Here is a 20,958-nt window from a genome sequence, read left to right on the forward strand (position 1 = left end):
TGTAAAACATACATCGAAATGGTGTTGCATAATCTAAAACGAACTTTCAAGCTGCACGCAGTATATACCATAATGTTTAGCAGTCAAACACTAAAGTCTTGTTAAATGCGTAGTTTCAAAAAATTTTAAATTTTTTTTACTGCATATCTTATTTATTCGAAAAAAACCTTCTAACGTGTCAAGTTACAAAGCCATATTTTAAACAATTAGATAAAGCAAAAAAGACGCACTTAGCGTCTTTTTTATTTATATCGTCTTTTAAAACAGTCTAGTAGTTTGAGTAATTACTCAGGTTTTAAATCTGTTTTTCTTTGATTATAGAAATTAATCAAGTCATCTACTGTTTCTTGGCAATATTCACGAATACCTGAAACCAACATATTTTTAACGCCAGTTCCTACCACAACACCTTGCTCTAAAATATTAAAACGTAAAATGATTTTTCCGCGTTTACCATTAAGTTCAAAAACAGGATCTGCAAATTCAAGTTCAGGACTTTCAATATCTAGTCGCTGTAAATCGATCGACATTGATTCATAAATAACCATAGGACGTGATGGGTTAATCATCACATCTTGCTCACCCATAATTGGAATGATTACATGAGGAAAAGTTGTCCCAGAAAACTCAACGTAATTTTTAGTTAAGCTCTGTGTTAATGCAGGGCAATCTGAAGTTTCACCTGAGCGTTTTACTGATAAGTAAACTTTATCACCATCTGTGATATCAAATTCATCAGCAGCTTCAGGGAAGTCTAATGCGACATTTTCATTAACCATACCTGAAAATGTAAAATGCATTTTTTGGCTAATGCCATACTTCTGTAAAACTAATGAGAAAAGTAAGTCGCCTGGTACACAAAACTTTTTAGCATCAGCATCGTGTAAAGGATTATAGTCATCAGCTATTAATTTAGCAAAATTACTACCTTGTTCACGGGTAAAAGTGATCTTATTTTTTTCGCACTGATGGTAAAAAGGATTTAACATATTTTAATGACTTCTTTTATGACTAAAGTTACAACCTGACCATTCTACCAAGATTTTAGGTAATAGAGGTCGAATCAGTTAAAAAACATTTTTTTACATCTTAATCATTTCACTTTCTTTATACTATTTTAAATTTTATTAATTAAGGAAGATAAATGAAATTATTCAACCTAATAGCTACATTTTACAGTTTATTTTTACTGGGTTGCCAAAACATAACGCTCACCACAAATGCTGGTTCATATATAGTTAATCAAACCGTTTTAAACTCACTTGAAGAATATAGCTCAGATCAAAATGCAATAGAATCAGGGGCTAACCTCATAGCTAAAGTTACAGGTGAGTATTGCCTCACGGAAAATATAAACCCTTCGGAAGAACTGATTAATAATTCATCCGATAATTATGAAATCAATAGAGCTAAAGCTTTTGCTTATGAAGATTTTAAAAGTGAAGTTTTAGTTTTAAATGGTAATGTTTTTGTTACCCTTAGTTGTTATAAAGTAAAACAAGCTCAGTGTAGTTTCACTTTCCACTGTCGTGGTAATGCTTATAAAAATAGCTAAACCAAGTAATAAAAAAGCGACTCTAAGGTCGCTTTTATGTTTTTAGCAAAAAGTATTTCTTATTCTGCTAGGTAAACTTTATATGCTTTTTCTAGCTTTTTAGCTTGCTTCTTAGATACACCTATATGACCTAATGCAACACGTAAACGGGCACGAGACATATCTGAACCTAAAATTTCCATCGCATCGATAACCGATGTTGAAGATGGCTTACCACTGATCGCAACAAAGATAGGCTCTAAGAATACTTTAATTTTAAGCTCATGGTGATCAGCTAGTTTTTTTGCAATCGTAAAAATCTCTGATTTTTCCCAAGTGCGTAAAGCCTCTAGATCCCAAATAAAGAACTGTAGTGCTTGACGAATAACATCTTCTTCCGCTTTGCCTGCTGTTAATAACTCAGGCTCATAGGTTGGCATACCAGATACAAAGTAACCTGCAAGCTCAACTAAATCAGATAATGTATTAATACGTGTTTTAACTTGCGGTAAAATTTTACCTAAAGTTTCACCATTAAACTTCCAATCAACAAAGCGACCAATTAATTCTTCGTCAGTTAAGTTTTCACGGATCCAAAGACCATTTAACCAACTTAATTTTTCAACATCAAATACCGGACCACCAAGTGATACACGTTTCATGTCAAAGTTTTCAATCATCTCTGCTAATGTGAATTTTTCACGCTCATCAGGCATTGACCAACCCATACGACCTAAGTAATTCAATACAGCTTCCGGTAAAAAGCCCATTTCTTTATAGTAGTTAATAGAAGTTGGGTTTTTACGTTTTGATAATTTAGATTTATCTGGGTTTCGTAATAATGGTAAGTGACCTAAAGTTGGTGCAGTCCAACCAAAATCTTCATATAGTTTTAATAATTTAGGCGCTGAGTTGATCCACTCTTCACCACGGAAGATATGGCTAATTTCCATATGGTGATCATCAACCACATTTGCTAAGAAATAAGTTGGGAAACCATCAGCTTTAAGCAATACTTGCATATCAACGTTTTCCCACGGGATCTCAATTTCTCCACGTAAGTAATCGTTAAATTTAAATGTCCCTTCTTCTGGGATATTCATACGGATCACATAAGGTTTACCCGCAGCTAAATTTTCTTCAACTTCATCAGCAGAAAGCTTTAAACCACGACCATCATACTTTGGACGTAAACCTTCAGCCATCTGCGCTTCACGCATTTGGTCAAGCTCTTCAGCCGTTGCAAAACAGTAAAAAGCTTTACCATTATCAACAAGTTGCTGTGCATATTTCTTATATAAATCACTACGTTCAGACTGACGGTATGGACCAAACTCACCGCCCACATCAGGACCGTGATCCCAATTAAGACCTAACCAACGTAAACTATCCATAATCGCTTGTTCTGATTCTGGTGTACTACGAACCTGATCAGTATCTTCAATACGTAATACAAATTCACCGCCTTGCTGCTTAGCAAAAGCGTAGTTAAACAATGCAATATAAGCTGTGCCTAAGTGCGGGTCACCCGTTGGTGACGGTGCTACACGAGTACGAATAGTCATGAGTTAAATCTCTTAAAAAAAATATGTAAGAACTAAGTCTAAATAATTGTGGCAAGGGTAACATAAAGCTTAGTTTTAGGATAATAGGTTTTAAATAACAACATCATTATTATTGTGTAATTGCTTAAAAACCCTATCCATAATTTCTATGCCTTTATCAAATACCTTTCTATGCTCTGGTCCACCTAATGAGATACGGATCGCATTATAATTATTCGTACTTGATGGTGCTAAAAATAAGTCTGCAGTACGTATTTTTACATTATTTGCTAATAATAAGCCGCTCAAATGATGCATATTGATATTTTTAGGTAACTCAAGCCAAATATTTAATCCGCCTAAACGTGCAGTGAGTTTATATTTATCAAAAAGAACCTGAAACGCTTGTTGGCGATAAATGAGTTCTTTTGCAAGTTTGTCTTGATTGAACTGGTAGCCATCACTTTGAATAAAACGAGATGCTAATTCAAAGTTCATGGTTGAAACCATCCAACACTGACTATGAATATGTTGCTTTAATACCTGCTGAAATAAAGCAGGAGCCAAAATATAACCCACCCTTAAGCCACCAGCAAAATACTTAGACAAACTTGATATATAAAAAACACGATCTGGGGCTTTTTGTTGCAGTGGTAAACGCCAATTATTAGGCAAACAATAATTCACATCATCTTCAATAATAAAAAATTGATATTGACGACTTAAAGCTAAAATTTTATCTAACTGCTGCTCAGTGTATTTTACATTGGTCGGGTTTTGATTATTTGGCGTAATATAAAGCACTTTTGGCGCGTATTTTTTACAAATAGCCTCTAGCTCATCTAAATCAATACCTTCATTTGTTATCGTGAGCCCTTTCATTTTTAAACCTGATGGCTCAGCCGCACGATAAAACCCAGGATAACAAAGAGATTCATGCAAAACCAAATCCCCAGGCTCAGTCAGTATTTGTAAACAGCTATAAACGCCCTGTTGTGCGCCCTGTAAAAAGATTAAATCATCTGCTTTTTTAAACCCTTTGTTTATAAGCCAATCATTAAATACTTTTTTATGCTTAGTAATACCATCTATTGAGTAAGTTAGTATTTGAGATAAAGCATTATTATCTTGAGCTAATTCCGTCATGGCTTGCGCTAAAACAGCTTGTTGACCCATCATTGGCTGCATACTCGATGCAAAATCAACAACGAGCTCTTCTGTTATATTTGAATTGCTCTCAATATCAACAAAAGTACCAGCACCTAACTTTGCTTTAACAAGCCCTTGTTTTTGCGCTAATTCATAAGCTCTAGTGACCGTACCATGGGTGACGCTTAACTCATCAGCCAACCAGCGCTGCGCTGGTAATTTTTGCTTAAAAGCTAGATCTCCATCTGTAATAGCTTCATCAATTAAAGTCACTAACGCCTTATATTTTGCTTGAGTTTTTACAAGCTCAATAAAGCGAACTTGGTTTACCTTCCAAATTGTATCCATAACAATAAACTTATAGCCTAATAAAAATAAATGTGACAACTTAAACCAATACAAACACTACAAATTGTATGCGTACAATTTAAAATTAACAAGGACAAATTATGCCAAATGAACTTTTAGCGTTAATTTTACCTATTAGTATTTTTACAGTTATAGCAACAATCACCCCTGGACCAAACAATATTTTACTGGCGCATTCTGGCGCTTATTTTGGTATCAAAAAAACGATCCCGCATATTTTAGGAATTCGAATAGGCATGATATGTTTGCAAACATGTATTCTTTTTGGTTTAGGACAGCTTTTTATCGCCTACCCTAAAATACAGTTTGTTTTAAGCTTGATTGCTTGCATATATATTCTAAAGCTCGCTTTTACTATCTCAAAAGCGAAACCACCGACATCAAATAAAGCCCATCAACCATTTAATATTATTCAAGCTGCGGGGTTTCAGTTAATTAATCCCAAGTCCTGGGCGATGTTATTAACAGCAAGTTCTGCGTTCACACTAGCTGGCGACCTTTATTGGTCTTCTGCTTTTCTCAGTATTTTATTATTTAATACAGTATCAATCCCTTGTGCTTTTGTATGGGTAACAATAGGAAAACTGATCGCAAAAAAATTACAAAACCCTAATTTCAATCAAAAATTCAATTTGACTATGGCTAGCTTACTACTACTTACAATTCCCATGATCTTTATTTAGGAGATAACTATGCAAATTAAATACAATTTAAACCAAGCAGATTTTGAAACTGTTTTTAATTTTTTAAGCGAACGCAGCTATTGGTCTAACGGTATCTCAAAAGACTGTTTAAAACGTGCCTGTGATAATTCTTTATGTTTTGTAATTCAAAATAACAATACATTATGTGCCTTTGCCAGAGTAGTTACCGATCAAGCTACCTTTGCTAATTTATTAGATGTCTTCGTTTTAGAGAAATATAGAGGCCAAGGTATAGGAAAGAAATTAATTACAGCAATTATAGAAGATAAGAAATTACAAGGATTAAGACGTTTCACTTTAGCAACTAAAGACGCCCATGATTTATACGCCCAATATAATTTTGCAAAACCAATTTATCCCGAGGGCATGATGGAAATTTATAAACCTAATATCTACCTTGAGTAAAATTATAAATAAAATTGTATAATTTTTTATCTTAAACTTGATTCCTTTATTAAATGAATGTCTACTTGAGAAAACTTTGTTCTAAAACAATAAATCAAATGATTAGAATTTTATAATAACCCTATAAAAAGCGTGCTTATTAATTAAGGATCAATAATGTCTATTCGTCGTAGTCGCAGTAAAGTTAGTAAAGTTTATTTACCTTCTAATTCTCGTTATAACCAATTTTTATTAGCTGAGTTTAAAATAACAGATGAATTATTAGAGCGTTTTGAAAGTAGTGACAGCTCTGATAAATTAAAGCCTTGGCAGAGTTTTTATCAAAAGTTCTCAGAGCAACTTTTCACCGTATGTGAAGAGGCTGATATAGATAATGTGCATTTTATCGCTAATGATAAATTACCTCGTGTTCGTTTTAACCAAGAGATCCGATACTGGGAAACAGATCAGCAAATGCTGATTTTTTATAACCCAGAATACCATCAGTCATATAAGTCACATTTCGATGGTGCTGTTCGCTCTAAAAAAATATCACTATTATTTTTAGCATCTGGCGATTCTATTCGCACAAGTGCTGCGGGATACCATACAAAAGTTCGCGAAACACTTACAAAGCTTTTATCTGAAGTGGGTGTTGATGCAAGCGCTGTGCGTTTACGTGATCATCAGCATTTAACTTATGATTTATTTGCAAAAGATAAAGGCGTTGAAGGCTCTAACGGCCATACTTTAAGACGCATTAAAAATCGTTATAAAGCAGCCGATGTTATCTTGCCTGAGCAAAACGATACTATGAGTTATGTAGTAGCAAGTATGCCGATTTCTCGTCGTTTATTAAAACGTAGCAATGTAAATTTAGTTGGTGAACAATCTTACGCTGATTTTTACCAAACATTATCTGATGCATGTGTAAAATCTGCCAACCATTATAATTTAAAAAATGGTGCATTTATCGCTAATGGCTTAACACCGATTATTCGTAATAGCTCAAATAAACCTGAGCAAAAAGTAGGTGAGCTTCAGATGTTAGGTTTTGACCCTATCGAACCTAAAAATGAATTTTACTGTAACTGGCAAGATGATCATTTAGTTGATTATGTACAAATCATTTTTGCGGCAACTAAAGATGATATTGAAGATAAAGGTTTTGCTAAATTTATGGAAACCGTTGATAAGTCATTACGTATGATGGCAAAAGAGTTAGAAATGACGCCAGATCATGAAGAAATCGCTATTCGCTTCCACCAACATTTAGCTTACCACTTCGATCAAGCTTAAATATAAGTAGCTTAAAATATAGAGTGGCTCAAATTGAGCCCTCTAACTCCCTCCAAGATAACCTTTAACTCTAGAAAATAGATATAAACAATAGATATCTGTATCATGATCATTACTCACCATTAAATTAATTTATTACTATTATGCGCATTCCACATATTTATCAACCTGGCGAAATTAACCTTAACCAAACTTTAGCTTTACTTCCAGATGCGGCAGGCCATATTACTCGCGTTTTACGTATGGGTATTGGCGAGCAGGTTTGCCTATTTAATGGTGAAGGCGGTGAATACCTATGTGAATTATCTGAAGTAAGTAAAAAATCAGCTTCAGTAAAAGTAATCGAATTTATTGAAAAAGATGTTGAGTCACCCCTTAAAATCCACTTAGGCCAAGGTATTTCAAGAGGCGATAAAATGGATTTTACAATTCAAAAGTCTGTCGAACTTGGTGTGACTGAAATCACCCCAATTTTCACCGAACGATGTGGTGTAAAACTCAGCGGTGATAGATTAGAAAAAAAACATCTACAGTGGCAAAAAATTGCAATTTCAGCTGCCGAGCAATCTGGGCGTAATTTCATTACAAAAATTCATGAACCAATTAAAATAGAAAGCTGGTTAGAGCAAACATCCGATGAATTAAAAATCACACTACACCCTAGAGCTGAACACAGCATAAAAACGATTCCAGAACCATCAAATGGTCTACGCTTTGTTGTTGGCCCTGAAGGCGGATTTACCGATGCTGAAATGTTAAAAACTAAAAACTGTGGATTTATGGATATTCGTTTAGGCCCAAGAGTATTAAGAACTGAAACAGCAGCATTGACAGTATTAAGTGCATTACAATTACAATTTGGTGATTTAGCTTAAACTTTTCTTAGGCTAGTTTTTTCATAAACTAGCCCCATATACTTTATAACTAACAAATTTGGACCACAGGTCCCGCTAAATAATAAGGTCATCACATGAGCATAAAACTCGGGATCGTTTCAGACCCAATTTCAGGTTTTAATATTAAAAAAGATACTGGTTTTGCCATGATGGTAGAAGCACAAAGCCGTGGTTATGAAATCTATTATATGGAAATGGACGACCTTTACCTAAGAAAAGGTCAAGCCTTTGCAACAGCAGCAAAAGCCCAAGTTTTTGAAGATGAAAACCATTGGTATGATTTAGAAGAAAAACAAAGCATTGCCTTAGCTGATCTTGATGTAATTTTAATGCGAAAAGATCCACCATTTGATACCGAATATATTTACGCAACGTATATTTTAGAACGCGCAGAACTTGCAGGCACTTTAATTGTAAATAAACCGCAAAGCTTGCGTGATGCAAATGAGAAACTATTTACCGCTTGGTTTAGCGAATTTACACCGGATACTTTAGTAACAAGAAGTCAAAAGCAGATCCGCAGCTTTTTAGATGAGCACGGCGATATTATTTTAAAACCACTTGATGGCATGGGTGGCGCATCAATATTCAGAGTCAAACAAGATGATGCTAATTTAGGCGTAATTTGTGAAACACTCACGAAACATGGTAGTGAGTTTGCGATGGCACAAAACTATATCCCTGAAATAAAACAAGGCGATAAACGTGTATTAGTGGTTGATGGCCAAGTTATTCCATATTGCTTAGCCCGTATCCCACAAAATGGCGAAACACGCGGTAATTTAGCCGTGGGTGGCCGTGGTGAAGCGCGCCCGTTAAGTGAGTCAGATCTTAAAATTGCACAAGCGATTGCACCAACATTAAAAGAAAAAGGCCTTATTTTTGTTGGCTTAGATATCATTGGTGATAAGTTAACTGAAATAAATGTAACAGCGCCAACTTGCGTAAAAGAAATTCAAGCAGCTTATGATATCTCAATCACAGGCATCTTATTTGATGCCATTGAACAAAGATTAAAATCATAAGATATTATTACGGTATCTCTCAGGTAATGCTTATAATAAATAAAGTATTACCTTTTTAAATAACGAACTAAGGTGAATGTTATGCAATCTTTAGAAAATCACTTTCTCATTGCAATGCCAAATATGCAAGATCCGGCATTTGAACATTCCGTTACCTATATTTGTGAACATAATGACCAAGGTGCAATGGGTTTAGTCATTAACCAACCGATAGATTTAACTGTAGGTGAGCTACTTGATCAAATAAAAATTGATAACAATAAAGAAACCGACGCAGCCAATATCGCAGTGTTCTCTGGCGGCCCAGTTCAACAAGAGCAAGGTTTTGTATTACACATCCCTAAAGAAGGTTATCAATCAAGCTTAAAACTCACCAATGACGTTATGATCACCACATCTAAAGATGTATTAACATCACTTACAACTGAGTTAGCACCTGAAAAATTTTTAATCTCTTTAGGTTATGCCGGTTGGAGTTCAGGACAACTTGAACAAGAGTTAATGGATAATGCATGGCTCACAATTGAAGCTGATCCTGACATTATATTTAGTACTCCCGCACATTTAAGGTGGGAAAAAGCAATTGAGATGCTCGGCATTGATATTAGCAAATTAAGTACGCAAACAGGTCATGCTTAAAGATCTAAAAATAACACGTTTATATTGAGGTAAAAATGGCAAAGCGCCAGCTAAAAGAAAAAGGTCAACGAACTGTATTAGGATTCGATTTTGGTACTAAAAGTATCGGTATTGCTGTGGGCCAAGAAGTTACCGGTTCTGCATCACCATTATGCGCAGTTAAAGCACAAGATGGCATCCCTAATTGGGATGAGATAAAAGTGATTGTTGATGAATGGTTACCTGACTTAATTGTAGTAGGTTTACCTTTAAATATGGACGGCAGCAATCAACAAGTAACCTTTCAAGCCAAAAAATTTGCTAACCGTTTACATAATAAACATGGTTTACCTGTTGAAACACAGGATGAACGATTAACCACTACAGATGCAAAGTCGCAACTTTTTGAACACGGCGGTTATAAAAACCTAAAAAAAGGCAATGTAGATAGTATGTCAGCTAGAATAATCTTAGAAAGTTTTTTTGAAAATCAATGGGGTTAGTTACTGGTTTAAAATTTTCACACTGCCCTTTTTAGGAATAAAACCCGCCTCTCTATAAGCTTGCATAATTAAGCCTTTTGCTCTTAGCTTATCAAGTCCAATCTGCATTGCTTGATAAGCTAAAAAACCATCAGGGTGCTTTTTACTAATAACAAAGTGGCGACTATCATCAAGCATAATTGCAATGCCCGGTACGGCTTTTAACTCTATGCTTTCGAGTTTATATACATTATCTCTTGCGGGCATAAATGGCATTAACATAAAGTCAGCCCACTTTAAGTTAACCATACGTGTTTGCCCTAACCATTCATGCTCTTGAAAGACTTCTTTTAAAGGTAAATCCATTAAGGTTTGCCAATCCGTACGCCACCTAGGCGTAGAAACTGATGTTAAACCTTTAAAGTCAGATAAAGACTTTATTGAAAATACCTTTTCATTTGTAGGGTTAGTAAATATGCCAGCAAGATATTCGCCTTTATTAATTACCGGATCTGAAATATATACCTTTTCATTCAATTGATGTGCATCTGCCAACCAATAGGTATCAAAGCTAAGTAAAAGCGTACCTTGCTCTAATAACTTTGTATTTCTAAAGTTAATTTTACCCACTTTATATTTAAAGGATTTATGAAAGCCGCCTAATTTAAGCGCTTGTTGTGCGATTATCATATCAACCACATCACGCCTAATTTTATGACCACTGAAAGAGGTGATTTCTAAAGGATCTCGACCGGCTAAAAAAGTCATATAATCTTCATATACATCATCACGTAAAAACATTTTTATTTCGTTTTTACCATATGCATGACATGTATTTAGGCTACAAAGAATATAAACAATACATATTAATATCGTTTTATGTATCATGAACCTCACCATTATTTACATATCAGTATTAAAGTATAAACCTAAATATAGATAAAAGAAAAGCCCATTTAAAAATGAGCTCATAACACTTTACGCAATAAAATCAAGCTATTACAAAAACAAAAGTTAAGGGTTATCGTCACCTAAACCATCAACTGTCACACCTTGTAAGAAACCAGCGCCTTGCTGATCATTATTTCTTAGTTTGATCATTAATCTTAAATCATTTGGCGAATCAGCATTATGTAGTGCATCCGCATAGTTAATTCTTTGGTTTTGATAATGATCAAATAAAGCCTGATCAAAAGTCTGCATGCCCATTTCGCGAGACTTAGACATGGTTTCTTTAATACCGCCAATATCTCCTTTTTTCACTAACTCAGCAATCATAGGTGAGTTTAACAATACTTCAATCGCTGCGACACGACCTTTGCCATCGGATGTTGGAATTAATTGCTGTGCAACAATGCCACGTAAATTAAGTGCTAAATCATATTTTAATTTTTCGTGTTTTTCTTTTGGCACTAAATGCATAATACGGTCAATTGCTTGGTTAGCATTGTTTGCATGTAAGGTTGCAACACATAAGTGGCCTGTTTCAGCAAAGCTTAATGCATATTCCATTGTTTCTTGAGAACGTATTTCACCTATCAGTATTACATCTGGCGCTTGACGTAATGAGCTCTTTAAAGCGGAATCGAAACTGTCGGTATCTAAGCCCACTTCTCTTTGTGTAATAATGCTCTTTTCATGCTCATGCACAAACTCTATTGGATCTTCAATAGTTAAAATATGCCCTTTATGATTACGATTACGATAACCTAATAAAGCAGCCAGAGAAGTAGACTTACCTGTGCCCGTACCACCCACAAATAGTAACAAGCCTTTTTTAGCCATTATCAAATCAGTGAGTACCGATGGTAAACCAAGATCCCCAACATCAGGGATCGTAGTTACTATGCGGCGAATAACCATGCCCGCTTTGTCTCGTTGCCAAAATGCAGAGATCCTAAAGCGGCCTTCATCCGTTGCTATGGCAAAATTACATTCTTTTGTTGAATGAAATTCAGTTTTTTGTTTTTCACTCATTGCTGATTCGACTAAAGACAAAGACTCTTCTTCACTTAAGTCATGCTCATCTAAAGGTGTTAGCTCGCCATTTATTTTTGCACTCACCGGTAAATGACTAGAAACAAATACATCAGATGCATCTGCGTCACACATTTTTGCTAAATAATAATTTAATTTACCCGCTTCCATTTACATTCCCCCTGAAGAATTAAACTGAGATTTATCATGTGCTTTTGCAGCAGCAGCAGCTTGACTGATCAAGCCCCTATTAAGTAAATTTGTTAAACATTGATCCATGGTTTGCATACCAAAACCCGCTCCGGTTTGAATGGATGAGTACATTTGTGGAATTTTATCTTCACGAATAAGGTTTCTGATTGCAGGAATACCTATCATGATCTCGTGTGCCGCAACACGACCACCACCGGTTTTCTTAAGTAAAGTTTGTGAGATAACGGCACGTAATGACTCAGATAACATCGAACGTACCATAGATTTTTCAGCTGCAGGGAAAACATCAATAATACGGTCAATGGTTTTAGGTGCTGAGGTTGTATGTAGCGTACCAAATACTAAGTGACCGGTTTCGGCAGCTGTCATTGCTAATCGTATGGTTTCTAAATCACGAAGCTCACCAACCAGTATCACATCGGGATCTTCACGTAATGCACTACGAAGGGCATTATTAAAGCTTTTAGTATCTCTATGTACTTCCCTTTGGTTTATCAGGCTCAGTTTATTTTTGTGTACAAACTCGATTGGATCTTCAATTGTTAAAATATGGTCATGTCGCGATGCGTTAATATAATCAACCATGGCAGCTAATGTTGTAGACTTACCAGAACCTGTAGGTCCGGTAACCAGTACTAACCCCCTAGGGTTATCTGAAATTTCCTTAAAAATTTCAGGGGCACCTAAGTCTTCTAAAGACAAAATGTCACTTGGGATCGTACGAAATACAGCTGCGGGCCCTCTATTAGTATTAAATGCATTTACACGAAAACGCGCTAAATTTGGCACTTCAAAAGAAAAATCGCATTCTAAGTTTTCTTCGTAGTCTTTACGTTGTTTATCGCTCATAATGTCATAAACTAACCCATTGACATCTTTGGCTTCTAAAGCTGGAATATTGACACGCCTAACATCACCGTCAACACGTATCATAGGTGATACATCTGACGATAAATGTAAATCTGAAGAATTATGTTGCACACTAAAGGCCAATAATTCGGTAATATCCATGGGTAAACTCCGAAAACTAATAAATTTAGATATAAGTATATGATTACAATAGCAGAACGACTGGATTCCGCCTATGGTAGAATCAAAGAAGCAGTAAAAAAGTTTAACCGCCCAGAACAAAGTATTACTTTGCTCGCAGTGAGTAAAACTAAGCCAATTGATCTTATTTTAGATGCTTATGAGGCTGGTCACCGAAAATTTGGTGAATCTTATGTTCAAGAGTCTGTTGAAAAAATTGAAAAGCTCGCGCATCTTGATGATATTCAATGGCATTTTATAGGTCCGATACAATCAAATAAAACCAAATTAATTGCAAATAATTTTTCTTGGGTGCAAAGTATCGACAGATTAAAAATCGTAAAACGCTTAAGTGAGCAAAGAGATCCCGAATTACCGCCTCTTAATGTATTAATACAAGTCAACATCAGTGATGAGGCATCTAAATCCGGCTGTACATTAGCAGAAGTAAACCAACTGGCACTCAGTATCCATGCCTTAGATAATATAAAGCTCAGAGGATTAATGGCAATCCCTGAGAAAAAGGAATCATTAGAGCAACAAATCCAGGCTTTTAGTCATTTAAAAACTTGCTTTGATGCGCTACAGACCCAATATAAAGAGATTGATACGCTATCTATGGGCATGAGTGCAGATTTGGAAGCAGCCATCGCTGCAGGCTCAACTATGGTAAGAATTGGTACCGACATCTTTGGTGCAAGAAGTTAAGGTTTATAAATGACAGACAAAACCATCGCCTTTATTGGCACAGGCAATATGAGTTACGCAATTATCAGTGGCATGATTAAAAATGGTTTTGATAAAAACCGTATTATCGCCACCAACCGTAACAGCGAAAAGTTAGCAAAAGTAGCCAAAGAATTAGCAATATCAACTGATACAGATAACTTAGCTGCATTAGCAAAATCTGATGTTATTGTACTGAGCGTAAAGCCACAAATGATGGCTGATTTATGTAAAACTTTTGTTGATTCAGGCATAGATATCAGTAAAAAGTTATTTATTTCTGTGGCAGCGGGTTTAACAATTGAAAGATTACAACAAATGTTAGCTCAAAAAGTGACTATGATACGTTGTATGCCTAATACGCCTTGTTTATTAGGTAAAGGTGTATCTGGACTTTATACTGAAAATGCGACTGATGAAGAACGTGCTTTTACACAAAGCATATTTGAAAATACAGGCATAGTTACTTGGCTTGAAACAGAAGCAGATATTAATAATATTACAGCCGTAACGGGTTCATCACCGGCTTATTTCTTTTTGTTTATGGAAGCCATAGAACAAAAAGCAAAAGCGTTAGGTTTTAGTGATGAACAAGCAAGACAGTTAGTACAGCAAACAGCTTTAGGTGCTGCGCAAATGGTAGCGTCTCAAGATATTTCAATCTCTACTTTACGTGCTAACGTGACATCTAAAAATGGCACTACTGCTGCTGCGATTGCTCAGTTTGAACAAAGTGGTTTAGTACAAAGTGTTTCAGATGCAATGGATAAATGTATTGCGCGCGCACAAGAAATGGAACAAGAACTTTAATAAGCTCTGTAGTTAAAGAGCACAGAAAATAAAATAGGTAACCAATGAATGCATTTAAATTTTTAATTGAAATCGCCTTTGATTTATTTTTAATGGTGGTTTTACTTCGTTTTTGGCTCCAATTGGCAAAAGCTGATTTTTATAACCCTTTAAGTCAATTTATAGTTAAGGCCACCTCTCCTTTAGTGAACCCTTTACGTAAAGTCATTCCTGGCTTTGCAGGGATAGATGTTGCTTCTTTGGTATTAGGTTTTTTAATCGCTTTTGCAAAAGTAAGTGTTGTAATGTTAATGATTTATGGCACATGGGAGCCTATCAGTGCATTAATCGGCTCAGGTATTACACTTGTTAAAGAAGCTATAAACTTAGTATTTTGGGTGCTGATTATCCGTGCAATTTTAAGCTGGGTAAGCCAAGGAAATAACCCTATGGAAGCTGTATTCCATCAACTAACAGAACCTATGCTTAGACCAATTCGAAAAATCATCCCTCCTATTGGCGGCTTAGATTTATCTGTATTAGTATTGATTATAGGTATTCAGTTTATTCAAATTTTGTTTATGGATTTGTTTAAATAAACCCAATATAAATTACTTTTAAAGAGGCGCTAAAAGTAGCGCCTCTTTGTTCTGTTTTCCCACCAAAAGTTATTTAATCTATAAAAAATAACAAGATAAAAATCATTCCTGATACTATAATCAGAATAAAGCCAACTATGGCGACTCACTCATAAAGCCAATGTCGATGGAGACACCCAATGATAAAGTTCAATCATGTCATTTTGCTATTTGTAACTTTCTTTTTATTTTCCGCTTTTACGCAAGCAAGTGATCAAGGTGGCCAATTTAAAACCTTAGGTAACTGGGATGTGCATTACATCGCTTTTCCCTCTACTTTTTTACAACCTAAAATAGCAAAGCATTATGGCATTGAACGTAGCGGTTATGCAGGTGTCGTTAATATTTCTGTATTAGATAACCGCACCAAAGATACACCCGCACAAAAAGTGAAAATAACAGGTGTGGCTAGAAACTTAATTGGTCATCGCATAGAGATGGAATTTAAAGAGATTGTAGAGGGCGATTCAGTGTATTACATCGCACCAATCAAATACCGAAATGAAGAAACTTATCGTTTTGAATTAGAAATAAGCCAAGGTAAAAACTTTAAAAAATTGAAGTTTCAGCAAAAGTTTTATGTAGATTAATAAAATACCCCGCATCACAATGTGATGCGGGGTACTTTATTAATGATAGCTTCGCTATGATAATGATGTAGTAGGCAGGATTTTGCCTACATTGAAGTAGGTAGTAGAGTAATGCAGGAGCAATTACCGATAATATCGCGCGTATTTTTATAATGCGCGGAGCAATTACCGATAAGTAGCAAACCTCCCTTTACATTATAAAAGCCACAAAGTGGCCCTAACAAAAATGCGGAGCAGGTTTATGTTAGAACTGCCATATTTTTAATTCTGACAACCCAGTTTCTAACAAGTTATTTAATTGTACTTCTATGTTTTCGCTATTTTCAAACTCAAAAGCATCTAATTGCTCATCAAAAGAAAAAGTCGCATAACCATTTCTACCGTTATCTTTTACGCGATGCAAAGCCAAATCAGCTATATTAATAGACGTTTCCCAGCCAATGATTTGACCACCTAATAATGGTAATGGATAAAAAGCCCAACCCATAGAGCTAGTCAAATGAATCGCTTTTCCATTTGGTAACTTAAAGTTGTGCTGAGCAATCGTTTGCCCTAAGCGTTTCACATAACGCGTTATTGCATCACGCCTCATATCTCTTAGTAGTAATAAGAATTCATCACCACTCCAACGTACAATATAATCCGAGCCTTGCGTTTTGCTATTAAGTAAAGCGGCAACTTGCTGTAAGCAGCTATCACCGGCCATAGGACCGTAAGTATCATTTACCCGACTAAAGTCATCTAAATTAATAATAAGCAGCGCCATCGCCTTACCCTGCTCTTCTATGCTTGCTCTATTTCTCTGGAAATGCTCAATGTCTTTAGGCAATTGATCAAATAAGAATCGACGACTTCTTAATCCTGTTAACTCATCATTATGGCTCACTTCTTTTAGCTGGGAGTTAGCATTATTTAATTTATCATTGGCCGACTTTAATTCTTGAGTTCGGGTTTCTACCTGCTTTTCTAATTCAATTTGTTTTCTACGCTCTTGGGCCCGGTACATCCAAAACAATAGATAAAATACCAGAAAGAAAATTGAAATAATCATTAAACGAAAATAAACGGTTTCATCAAACGTTTTTGGTACTACAAATACAAGCTCAGTATCTATCGCATCACCCCAAGACTCACTGACACGTTTAACTGATAGCTCAAAAACAAAAGTACCCGGTGATAAGTTAGTGTAAATCGCTTCGCGGCGCATTTTGGCATAACGCCAATCATTATCTAACCCTAATAATTTATATCTAAACTCTATGCTTTTTGGTGCTGAATAATCTATTGCAGTGTACTTAATCGTCACATTACGCTCATCGGTATCTAATACTGTTTTATCATCATTAATAAAACCAATGGATCTTTTATCGGTAATGATGCTTTCAATATGTGGTGTTAATGCTTCTGAACCAAATAGCTCTATATTCTTAGGTACTTCTACCAAACCTTTCAAACTTGGGTACCATAACGATCCTTTTTGATCTGCAACCGCATCATGACCATAACCAGCACAACATTGGCTTGGTTTACCATCTAATTGACGATCTAGAGAGGTAATCACTTGCTCTGCTTTTAAGCTATCAAGCGCTTTAGGGAATTGGATAACAGGTAAGCGGTATACACCTTTAAGTGTGCTTACCCAAAGCTGCTGTAAATTTTCATCAAAGTGCAAACTAAAAATTGGGCCATAAGGTAAGCCATTTGAAATATCAAACTGGCGCCACTGCTTTTTTAGATCTCGATAAAACAAACCATCATTTAAAGTACCAATAAAAGTACCTACTTCAGCCACTTCTAAAATACTCGTAACATAGGCATTTTCAAGTGCTGTTGAACTACCTGTGCGCTCTATGCCTTTATCAGTAAAATAATAAGCGCCTTTACTAGTTCCAAGCCAACCATAGGTGCCTTTATCCATGACATATGTAATAAACTTACTATCCAAAAAGGCATTATAAACAAAAGGCTTTAAACCACTATAAGCTTGGCGAAATAAACCGCGAGCCGTACCTATCCAAATTCCGCCACTAGACGAAGGCGCTAAAGCTAATACAGGGTTATAACGCAAAGCCCTTCCAGGTAAGGTTTCTACTTTTCCGTCTTGATAATAAACAACACCCCGATCGGTTCCTAAATATAATCTTGAACCTTGAAAGAACATATCATTAATAGATGAACGCTCTAGTTCAGAAAGAGGGATTTCATTTACATATTCGTTATTTGCATCAAAATAACCAACACCACTTTGTGTTGCTGCCCAAAGATGACCATCAGGAGATAAAGTCACCGCCATTATGGCTTCAGTGAGACCTGCTGTTGTTTTATGGCGCTTAATGTTACCAGCATGTACTTTCCACAAGCCTTCACTGAGACTGGTTAACCAAATATTTTTTTCTCGATCTTGAAATATATCTGAAAACCAAATATTCTGCCCCAATTGTGTAGGCTCAATCCACTGCCATTCACCTGAATCATCGCGATAAAATAGTCGCCCATATGATGAGACCCACAGGGCACCATCAGCATCACTCATGAATTTATAAACAGCTTTATTACTACTGTGAGGCAGTGCAAATGGCCTTAACTCTTCATCGACATCTAAAAAATTTGCACCTAAAAAATCAAGAAAATAAGCACCCAGCTCTGAGGCTAAATAAAGGTTGCCATCAATCCATGACAAATCATAAACAATTGCTTGCCCTAAGCGTTCGGGTAGAGATACTTTTGCTGTAATTTCAAGGCGAAGTGCTGCGCCAGGATCATCAGAAAGATTAGTTAAACGTAATAAAAAGCGATTATTTATCAGCCAAATTCCTTCAGGTGATAATGCCATTTTATTTACTGAGCCAATTAGCTGACTAATTGCATTTTGCTTTTCTCTATCTGAACGGTAACGTCCTTGAGGGTCCACCCAATCTCGATTAGAAGAAATGCCACTAATGATTTGATTTAAAGATTTAAACTTATCTTGAGAAAATAAATACAAGCCATTTGCAGCAATCCAAATGCGATTATCATTATCTTCTAAAATATCTCGAACTGGACCTTTGACATTATATTTTGTAAAGCTAAGTGATTTAGGATCTAATCTAACTAATCCTTTTTTTGTGCCCACCCATAATAAACCATCACGATCTAACATCAGTTTATTAATAGAGTTACTTGGTAAAAATTTTGAATTAGAAGTTGTGAAATTGGTAAATTGCTGTCCATCAAAGCGGCTAAGACCAAACTGTGTACCGATCCAAATATAGCCTTGTTTGTCTTGTACAACACTTTTTAAAGACTGCGATGCTAAGCCATCTAACGTACTCCATTGCTTTACAACATAATCATTAATTGAAGCAAAGGCACCTGAACTTATTGCATTTAAAAGTATAAAAATAAATACAAAAAAGCTAGATCTCACATATTGTTTGATCACTTAACATCTTCTTTTATTGTGTTCTTAAAAACCCTAACCATGCTTTTGACTCTGGTTTTTAAGATTATTAATCCTAATTAAAGCTATTTATACTAAATAACCCGCTTTAATTAAAGCTTGCAGGCAAATTAATGAAAAAATACCCGCAAGTACATCATCTATCATAATGCCAAAACCACCAGATACTTTTTTATCAAGCCATCTGATAGGTCCTGGTTTTGCTATATCAAAAAAGCGAAATAGTACAAAACCAACAAGCAAGGTCTGCCAACTAATAACCGCGCCTATCATAGTAATATAATAGCCAGCCACTTCATCCCAAACGATAGCACCATGATCATGCACACCTACATCATCAGCTGTTTTACCACATAACCAAATACCAACTACACTGATCACGAGAGCAGTGAGTAACTGCACAACAATACCATATTGTGCTGTTAAAAATATAAATGGTAATGCGGCAAAGGTACCAAATGTACCTGGTGCCTTAGGTGCTAAACCTAAACCAAATCCCAACGCCAAAAATTGATGTGGTTTTTTTAAATTAAATTGGCTTTTTGTACTCAAAACTCACCCTTATTAAAAATGTTGATAACCTTTTTCGTTAATCTCAAAGCGCTCTTCACTTTTTAATAACTCAATTTCACCTGCATTGCCTTTAATTTGACCTATGCATACAGCTTCAACGCCATATTGGCGCAAATTAATTTCAAGCATGCCTTTATTATCTTCTGGAACAGTAAACAATAACTCATAATCATCACCATAAGCTAAGGCATAGGGTAAGTATTCATCTTGTGTTAAAGCTTCTTTTAATACATCTGAAACAGGTACTTTTTCAACATCAATAATTGCGCCTACACCTGATAAATCAAGAATGTGTTGTAGATCCGCAATTAAACCATCAGAAATATCAATAGCAGAGGATGCCAAACCACGTAAAACTTGGCCAGCAGCAACTCTAGGACTTGGGTATTCAAAACGTTTTTTAACGGCTTCTAACTGTCTTGGTGACAGGTTGTGTTTACCTTTTTGCGCTTCAATAGCAACACCTGAATCACCTAATGGACCAGATACATAGATCCAATCGCCATTTTTAGCACCTGAGCGTTTTAGCGCCTTTCCATTAGGTACAGTGCCTTTAGCACACACCGAAATTGTCAAAGGCCCTTTGGTTGTATCACCACCTATGATCTGAACATTAAAGTATTCAGCAATTTCATGCATACCAGCAGTAAACTCTTCCAACCAGTGAATATCAGCTTCAGGTAATGTTAATGCTAAAGAGATCCAAGCAGGTTCTGCTCCCATTGCCGCTAAATCACTTAAATTTACAGCTAATGCTCTATGCCCTAAAGCACGCGGATCCATATCAGGAAAAAAATGCACGCCTGAAATAAGCGTATCAGTTGTTACAACTAATTGACAGTTTTCAGGTACAGTTACAACTGCGCCATCATCACCTATGCCTAAATCAACATCTTTACGGGTAATACCGTTATTCTTAAAAAAACGGCTGATTAATTCAAATTCGTCCATACACAAAAAAGCCGGCTGTGGCCGGC

At 35.8% G+C, this 20,958-nt stretch carries 21 protein-coding genes; 12 read left to right on the forward strand and 9 right to left on the reverse strand.

All coding sequences use genetic code 11. The features are described 5' to 3' along the window. Positions 1-284 precede the first annotated feature (284 nt). Complete coding sequence (locus KO527_RS11915) at positions 285-989, reverse strand: DUF3581 family protein (protein ID WP_216040523.1); 705 nt, start codon at positions 987-989, stop codon at positions 285-287. A 155-nt stretch (positions 990-1,144) separates the two neighbouring features. On the opposite strand from KO527_RS11915, the gene KO527_RS11920 reads away from it, so the two are divergent. Beyond that, entirely contained in the window at positions 1,145-1,555 is a 411-nt protein-coding gene (locus tag KO527_RS11920) for a hypothetical protein (protein WP_216040524.1), read from the forward strand. A 59-nt stretch (positions 1,556-1,614) separates the two neighbouring features. Here the strand turns inward: KO527_RS11920 and gltX are convergent, their stop codons facing one another. Next, a complete protein-coding gene (gltX, locus tag KO527_RS11925; RefSeq protein WP_216040525.1) occupies positions 1,615-3,099 on the reverse strand; it encodes a glutamate--tRNA ligase in 1,485 nt (494 codons plus the stop codon). A 90-nt stretch (positions 3,100-3,189) separates the two neighbouring features. Then, complete coding sequence (locus KO527_RS11930; protein WP_216040526.1) at positions 3,190-4,575, reverse strand: PLP-dependent aminotransferase family protein; 1,386 nt, start codon at positions 4,573-4,575, stop codon at positions 3,190-3,192. Positions 4,576-4,676: 101 nt separating this feature from the next. Here KO527_RS11930 and KO527_RS11935 point away from each other — a divergent pair, with 101 nt between their 5' ends. The 7 genes from KO527_RS11935 (at position 4,677) to ruvX (ending at position 10,025) form a co-directional block, all read left to right on the forward strand. Next, a complete protein-coding gene (locus tag KO527_RS11935; protein ID WP_252733653.1) occupies positions 4,677-5,279 on the forward strand; it encodes a LysE family translocator in 603 nt (200 codons plus the stop codon). Positions 5,280-5,288: 9 nt separating this feature from the next. Continuing rightward, positions 5,289-5,705, forward strand: coding sequence for a GNAT family N-acetyltransferase (locus KO527_RS11940; RefSeq protein ID WP_216040527.1), 417 nt, complete (start codon positions 5,289-5,291; stop codon positions 5,703-5,705). Positions 5,706-5,861: 156 nt separating this feature from the next. Continuing rightward, positions 5,862-6,983, forward strand: a complete 1,122-nt coding sequence (locus KO527_RS11945; protein WP_042147488.1) for a DUF3083 family protein — start codon at positions 5,862-5,864, stop codon at positions 6,981-6,983. Between the two features lie 143 nt (positions 6,984-7,126). Then, positions 7,127-7,858: a 16S rRNA (uracil(1498)-N(3))-methyltransferase gene (gene rsmE / locus KO527_RS11950; protein WP_216040528.1), complete on the forward strand. Its 732-nt coding sequence runs from the start codon at positions 7,127-7,129 to the stop codon at positions 7,856-7,858. Positions 7,859-7,953: 95 nt separating this feature from the next. After that, positions 7,954-8,904, forward strand: a complete 951-nt coding sequence (gene gshB / locus KO527_RS11955; RefSeq protein ID WP_216040529.1) for a glutathione synthase — start codon at positions 7,954-7,956, stop codon at positions 8,902-8,904. An 81-nt stretch (positions 8,905-8,985) separates the two neighbouring features. Next, a complete protein-coding gene (locus KO527_RS11960) occupies positions 8,986-9,543 on the forward strand; it encodes a YqgE/AlgH family protein (RefSeq protein WP_042147479.1) in 558 nt (185 codons plus the stop codon). Between the two features lie 35 nt (positions 9,544-9,578). Beyond that, positions 9,579-10,025, forward strand: a complete 447-nt coding sequence (ruvX, locus tag KO527_RS11965; RefSeq protein WP_216040530.1) for a Holliday junction resolvase RuvX — start codon at positions 9,579-9,581, stop codon at positions 10,023-10,025. Here ruvX and KO527_RS11970 read toward each other — a convergent pair whose 3' ends face one another. From KO527_RS11970 to KO527_RS11980, 3 genes are all read right to left on the reverse strand, one after another. Then, entirely contained in the window at positions 10,026-10,892 is an 867-nt protein-coding gene (locus KO527_RS11970; RefSeq protein WP_252733655.1) for a hypothetical protein, read from the reverse strand. It abuts the gene before it with no gap. A gap of 126 nt (positions 10,893-11,018) precedes the next feature. Then, complete coding sequence (locus tag KO527_RS11975; protein ID WP_216040531.1) at positions 11,019-12,152, reverse strand: PilT/PilU family type 4a pilus ATPase; 1,134 nt, start codon at positions 12,150-12,152, stop codon at positions 11,019-11,021. Then, positions 12,153-13,205: a type IV pilus twitching motility protein PilT gene (locus tag KO527_RS11980; protein ID WP_216040532.1), complete on the reverse strand. Its 1,053-nt coding sequence runs from the start codon at positions 13,203-13,205 to the stop codon at positions 12,153-12,155. Positions 13,206-13,244: 39 nt separating this feature from the next. Here KO527_RS11980 and KO527_RS11985 point away from each other — a divergent pair, with 39 nt between their 5' ends. The 4 genes from KO527_RS11985 to KO527_RS12000 all read left to right on the forward strand — a co-directional run bounded on the left by KO527_RS11985 (position 13,245) and on the right by KO527_RS12000 (position 15,966). Further along, a complete protein-coding gene (locus KO527_RS11985; protein ID WP_216040533.1) occupies positions 13,245-13,931 on the forward strand; it encodes a YggS family pyridoxal phosphate-dependent enzyme in 687 nt (228 codons plus the stop codon). 9 nt (positions 13,932-13,940) lie between these two features. After that, the gene (gene proC / locus KO527_RS11990; RefSeq protein ID WP_216040534.1) at positions 13,941-14,759 is read left to right on the forward strand and encodes a pyrroline-5-carboxylate reductase; all 819 of its coding nucleotides are present in this window, start codon (positions 13,941-13,943) and stop codon (positions 14,757-14,759) included. Positions 14,760-14,803: 44 nt separating this feature from the next. Further along, positions 14,804-15,337 (forward strand): YggT family protein, encoded by a 534-nt coding sequence (locus KO527_RS11995; protein ID WP_216040535.1) that lies wholly within the window; start codon positions 14,804-14,806, stop codon positions 15,335-15,337. Between the two features lie 179 nt (positions 15,338-15,516). Beyond that, positions 15,517-15,966, forward strand: a complete 450-nt coding sequence (locus KO527_RS12000; protein ID WP_216040536.1) for a DUF4426 domain-containing protein — start codon at positions 15,517-15,519, stop codon at positions 15,964-15,966. A gap of 244 nt (positions 15,967-16,210) precedes the next feature. Here KO527_RS12000 and KO527_RS12005 read toward each other — a convergent pair whose 3' ends face one another. The 3 genes from KO527_RS12005 to thiL all read right to left on the reverse strand — a co-directional run bounded on the left by KO527_RS12005 (position 16,211) and on the right by thiL (position 20,932). Next, positions 16,211-19,390: a diguanylate cyclase gene (locus tag KO527_RS12005; RefSeq protein ID WP_354668618.1), complete on the reverse strand. Its 3,180-nt coding sequence runs from the start codon at positions 19,388-19,390 to the stop codon at positions 16,211-16,213. Between the two features lie 87 nt (positions 19,391-19,477). Next, on the reverse strand, positions 19,478-19,960 hold the full coding sequence (locus KO527_RS12010) for a phosphatidylglycerophosphatase A (RefSeq protein ID WP_216040537.1): 483 nt from the start codon (positions 19,958-19,960) through the stop codon (positions 19,478-19,480). Positions 19,961-19,972: 12 nt separating this feature from the next. Next, entirely contained in the window at positions 19,973-20,932 is a 960-nt protein-coding gene (gene thiL / locus KO527_RS12015; protein ID WP_216040538.1) for a thiamine-phosphate kinase, read from the reverse strand. Positions 20,933-20,958 lie beyond the last annotated feature (26 nt).

The organism is Pseudoalteromonas sp. C2R02, from assembly GCF_018860845.1.
GTDB lineage: Bacteria > Pseudomonadota > Gammaproteobacteria > Enterobacterales > Alteromonadaceae > Pseudoalteromonas.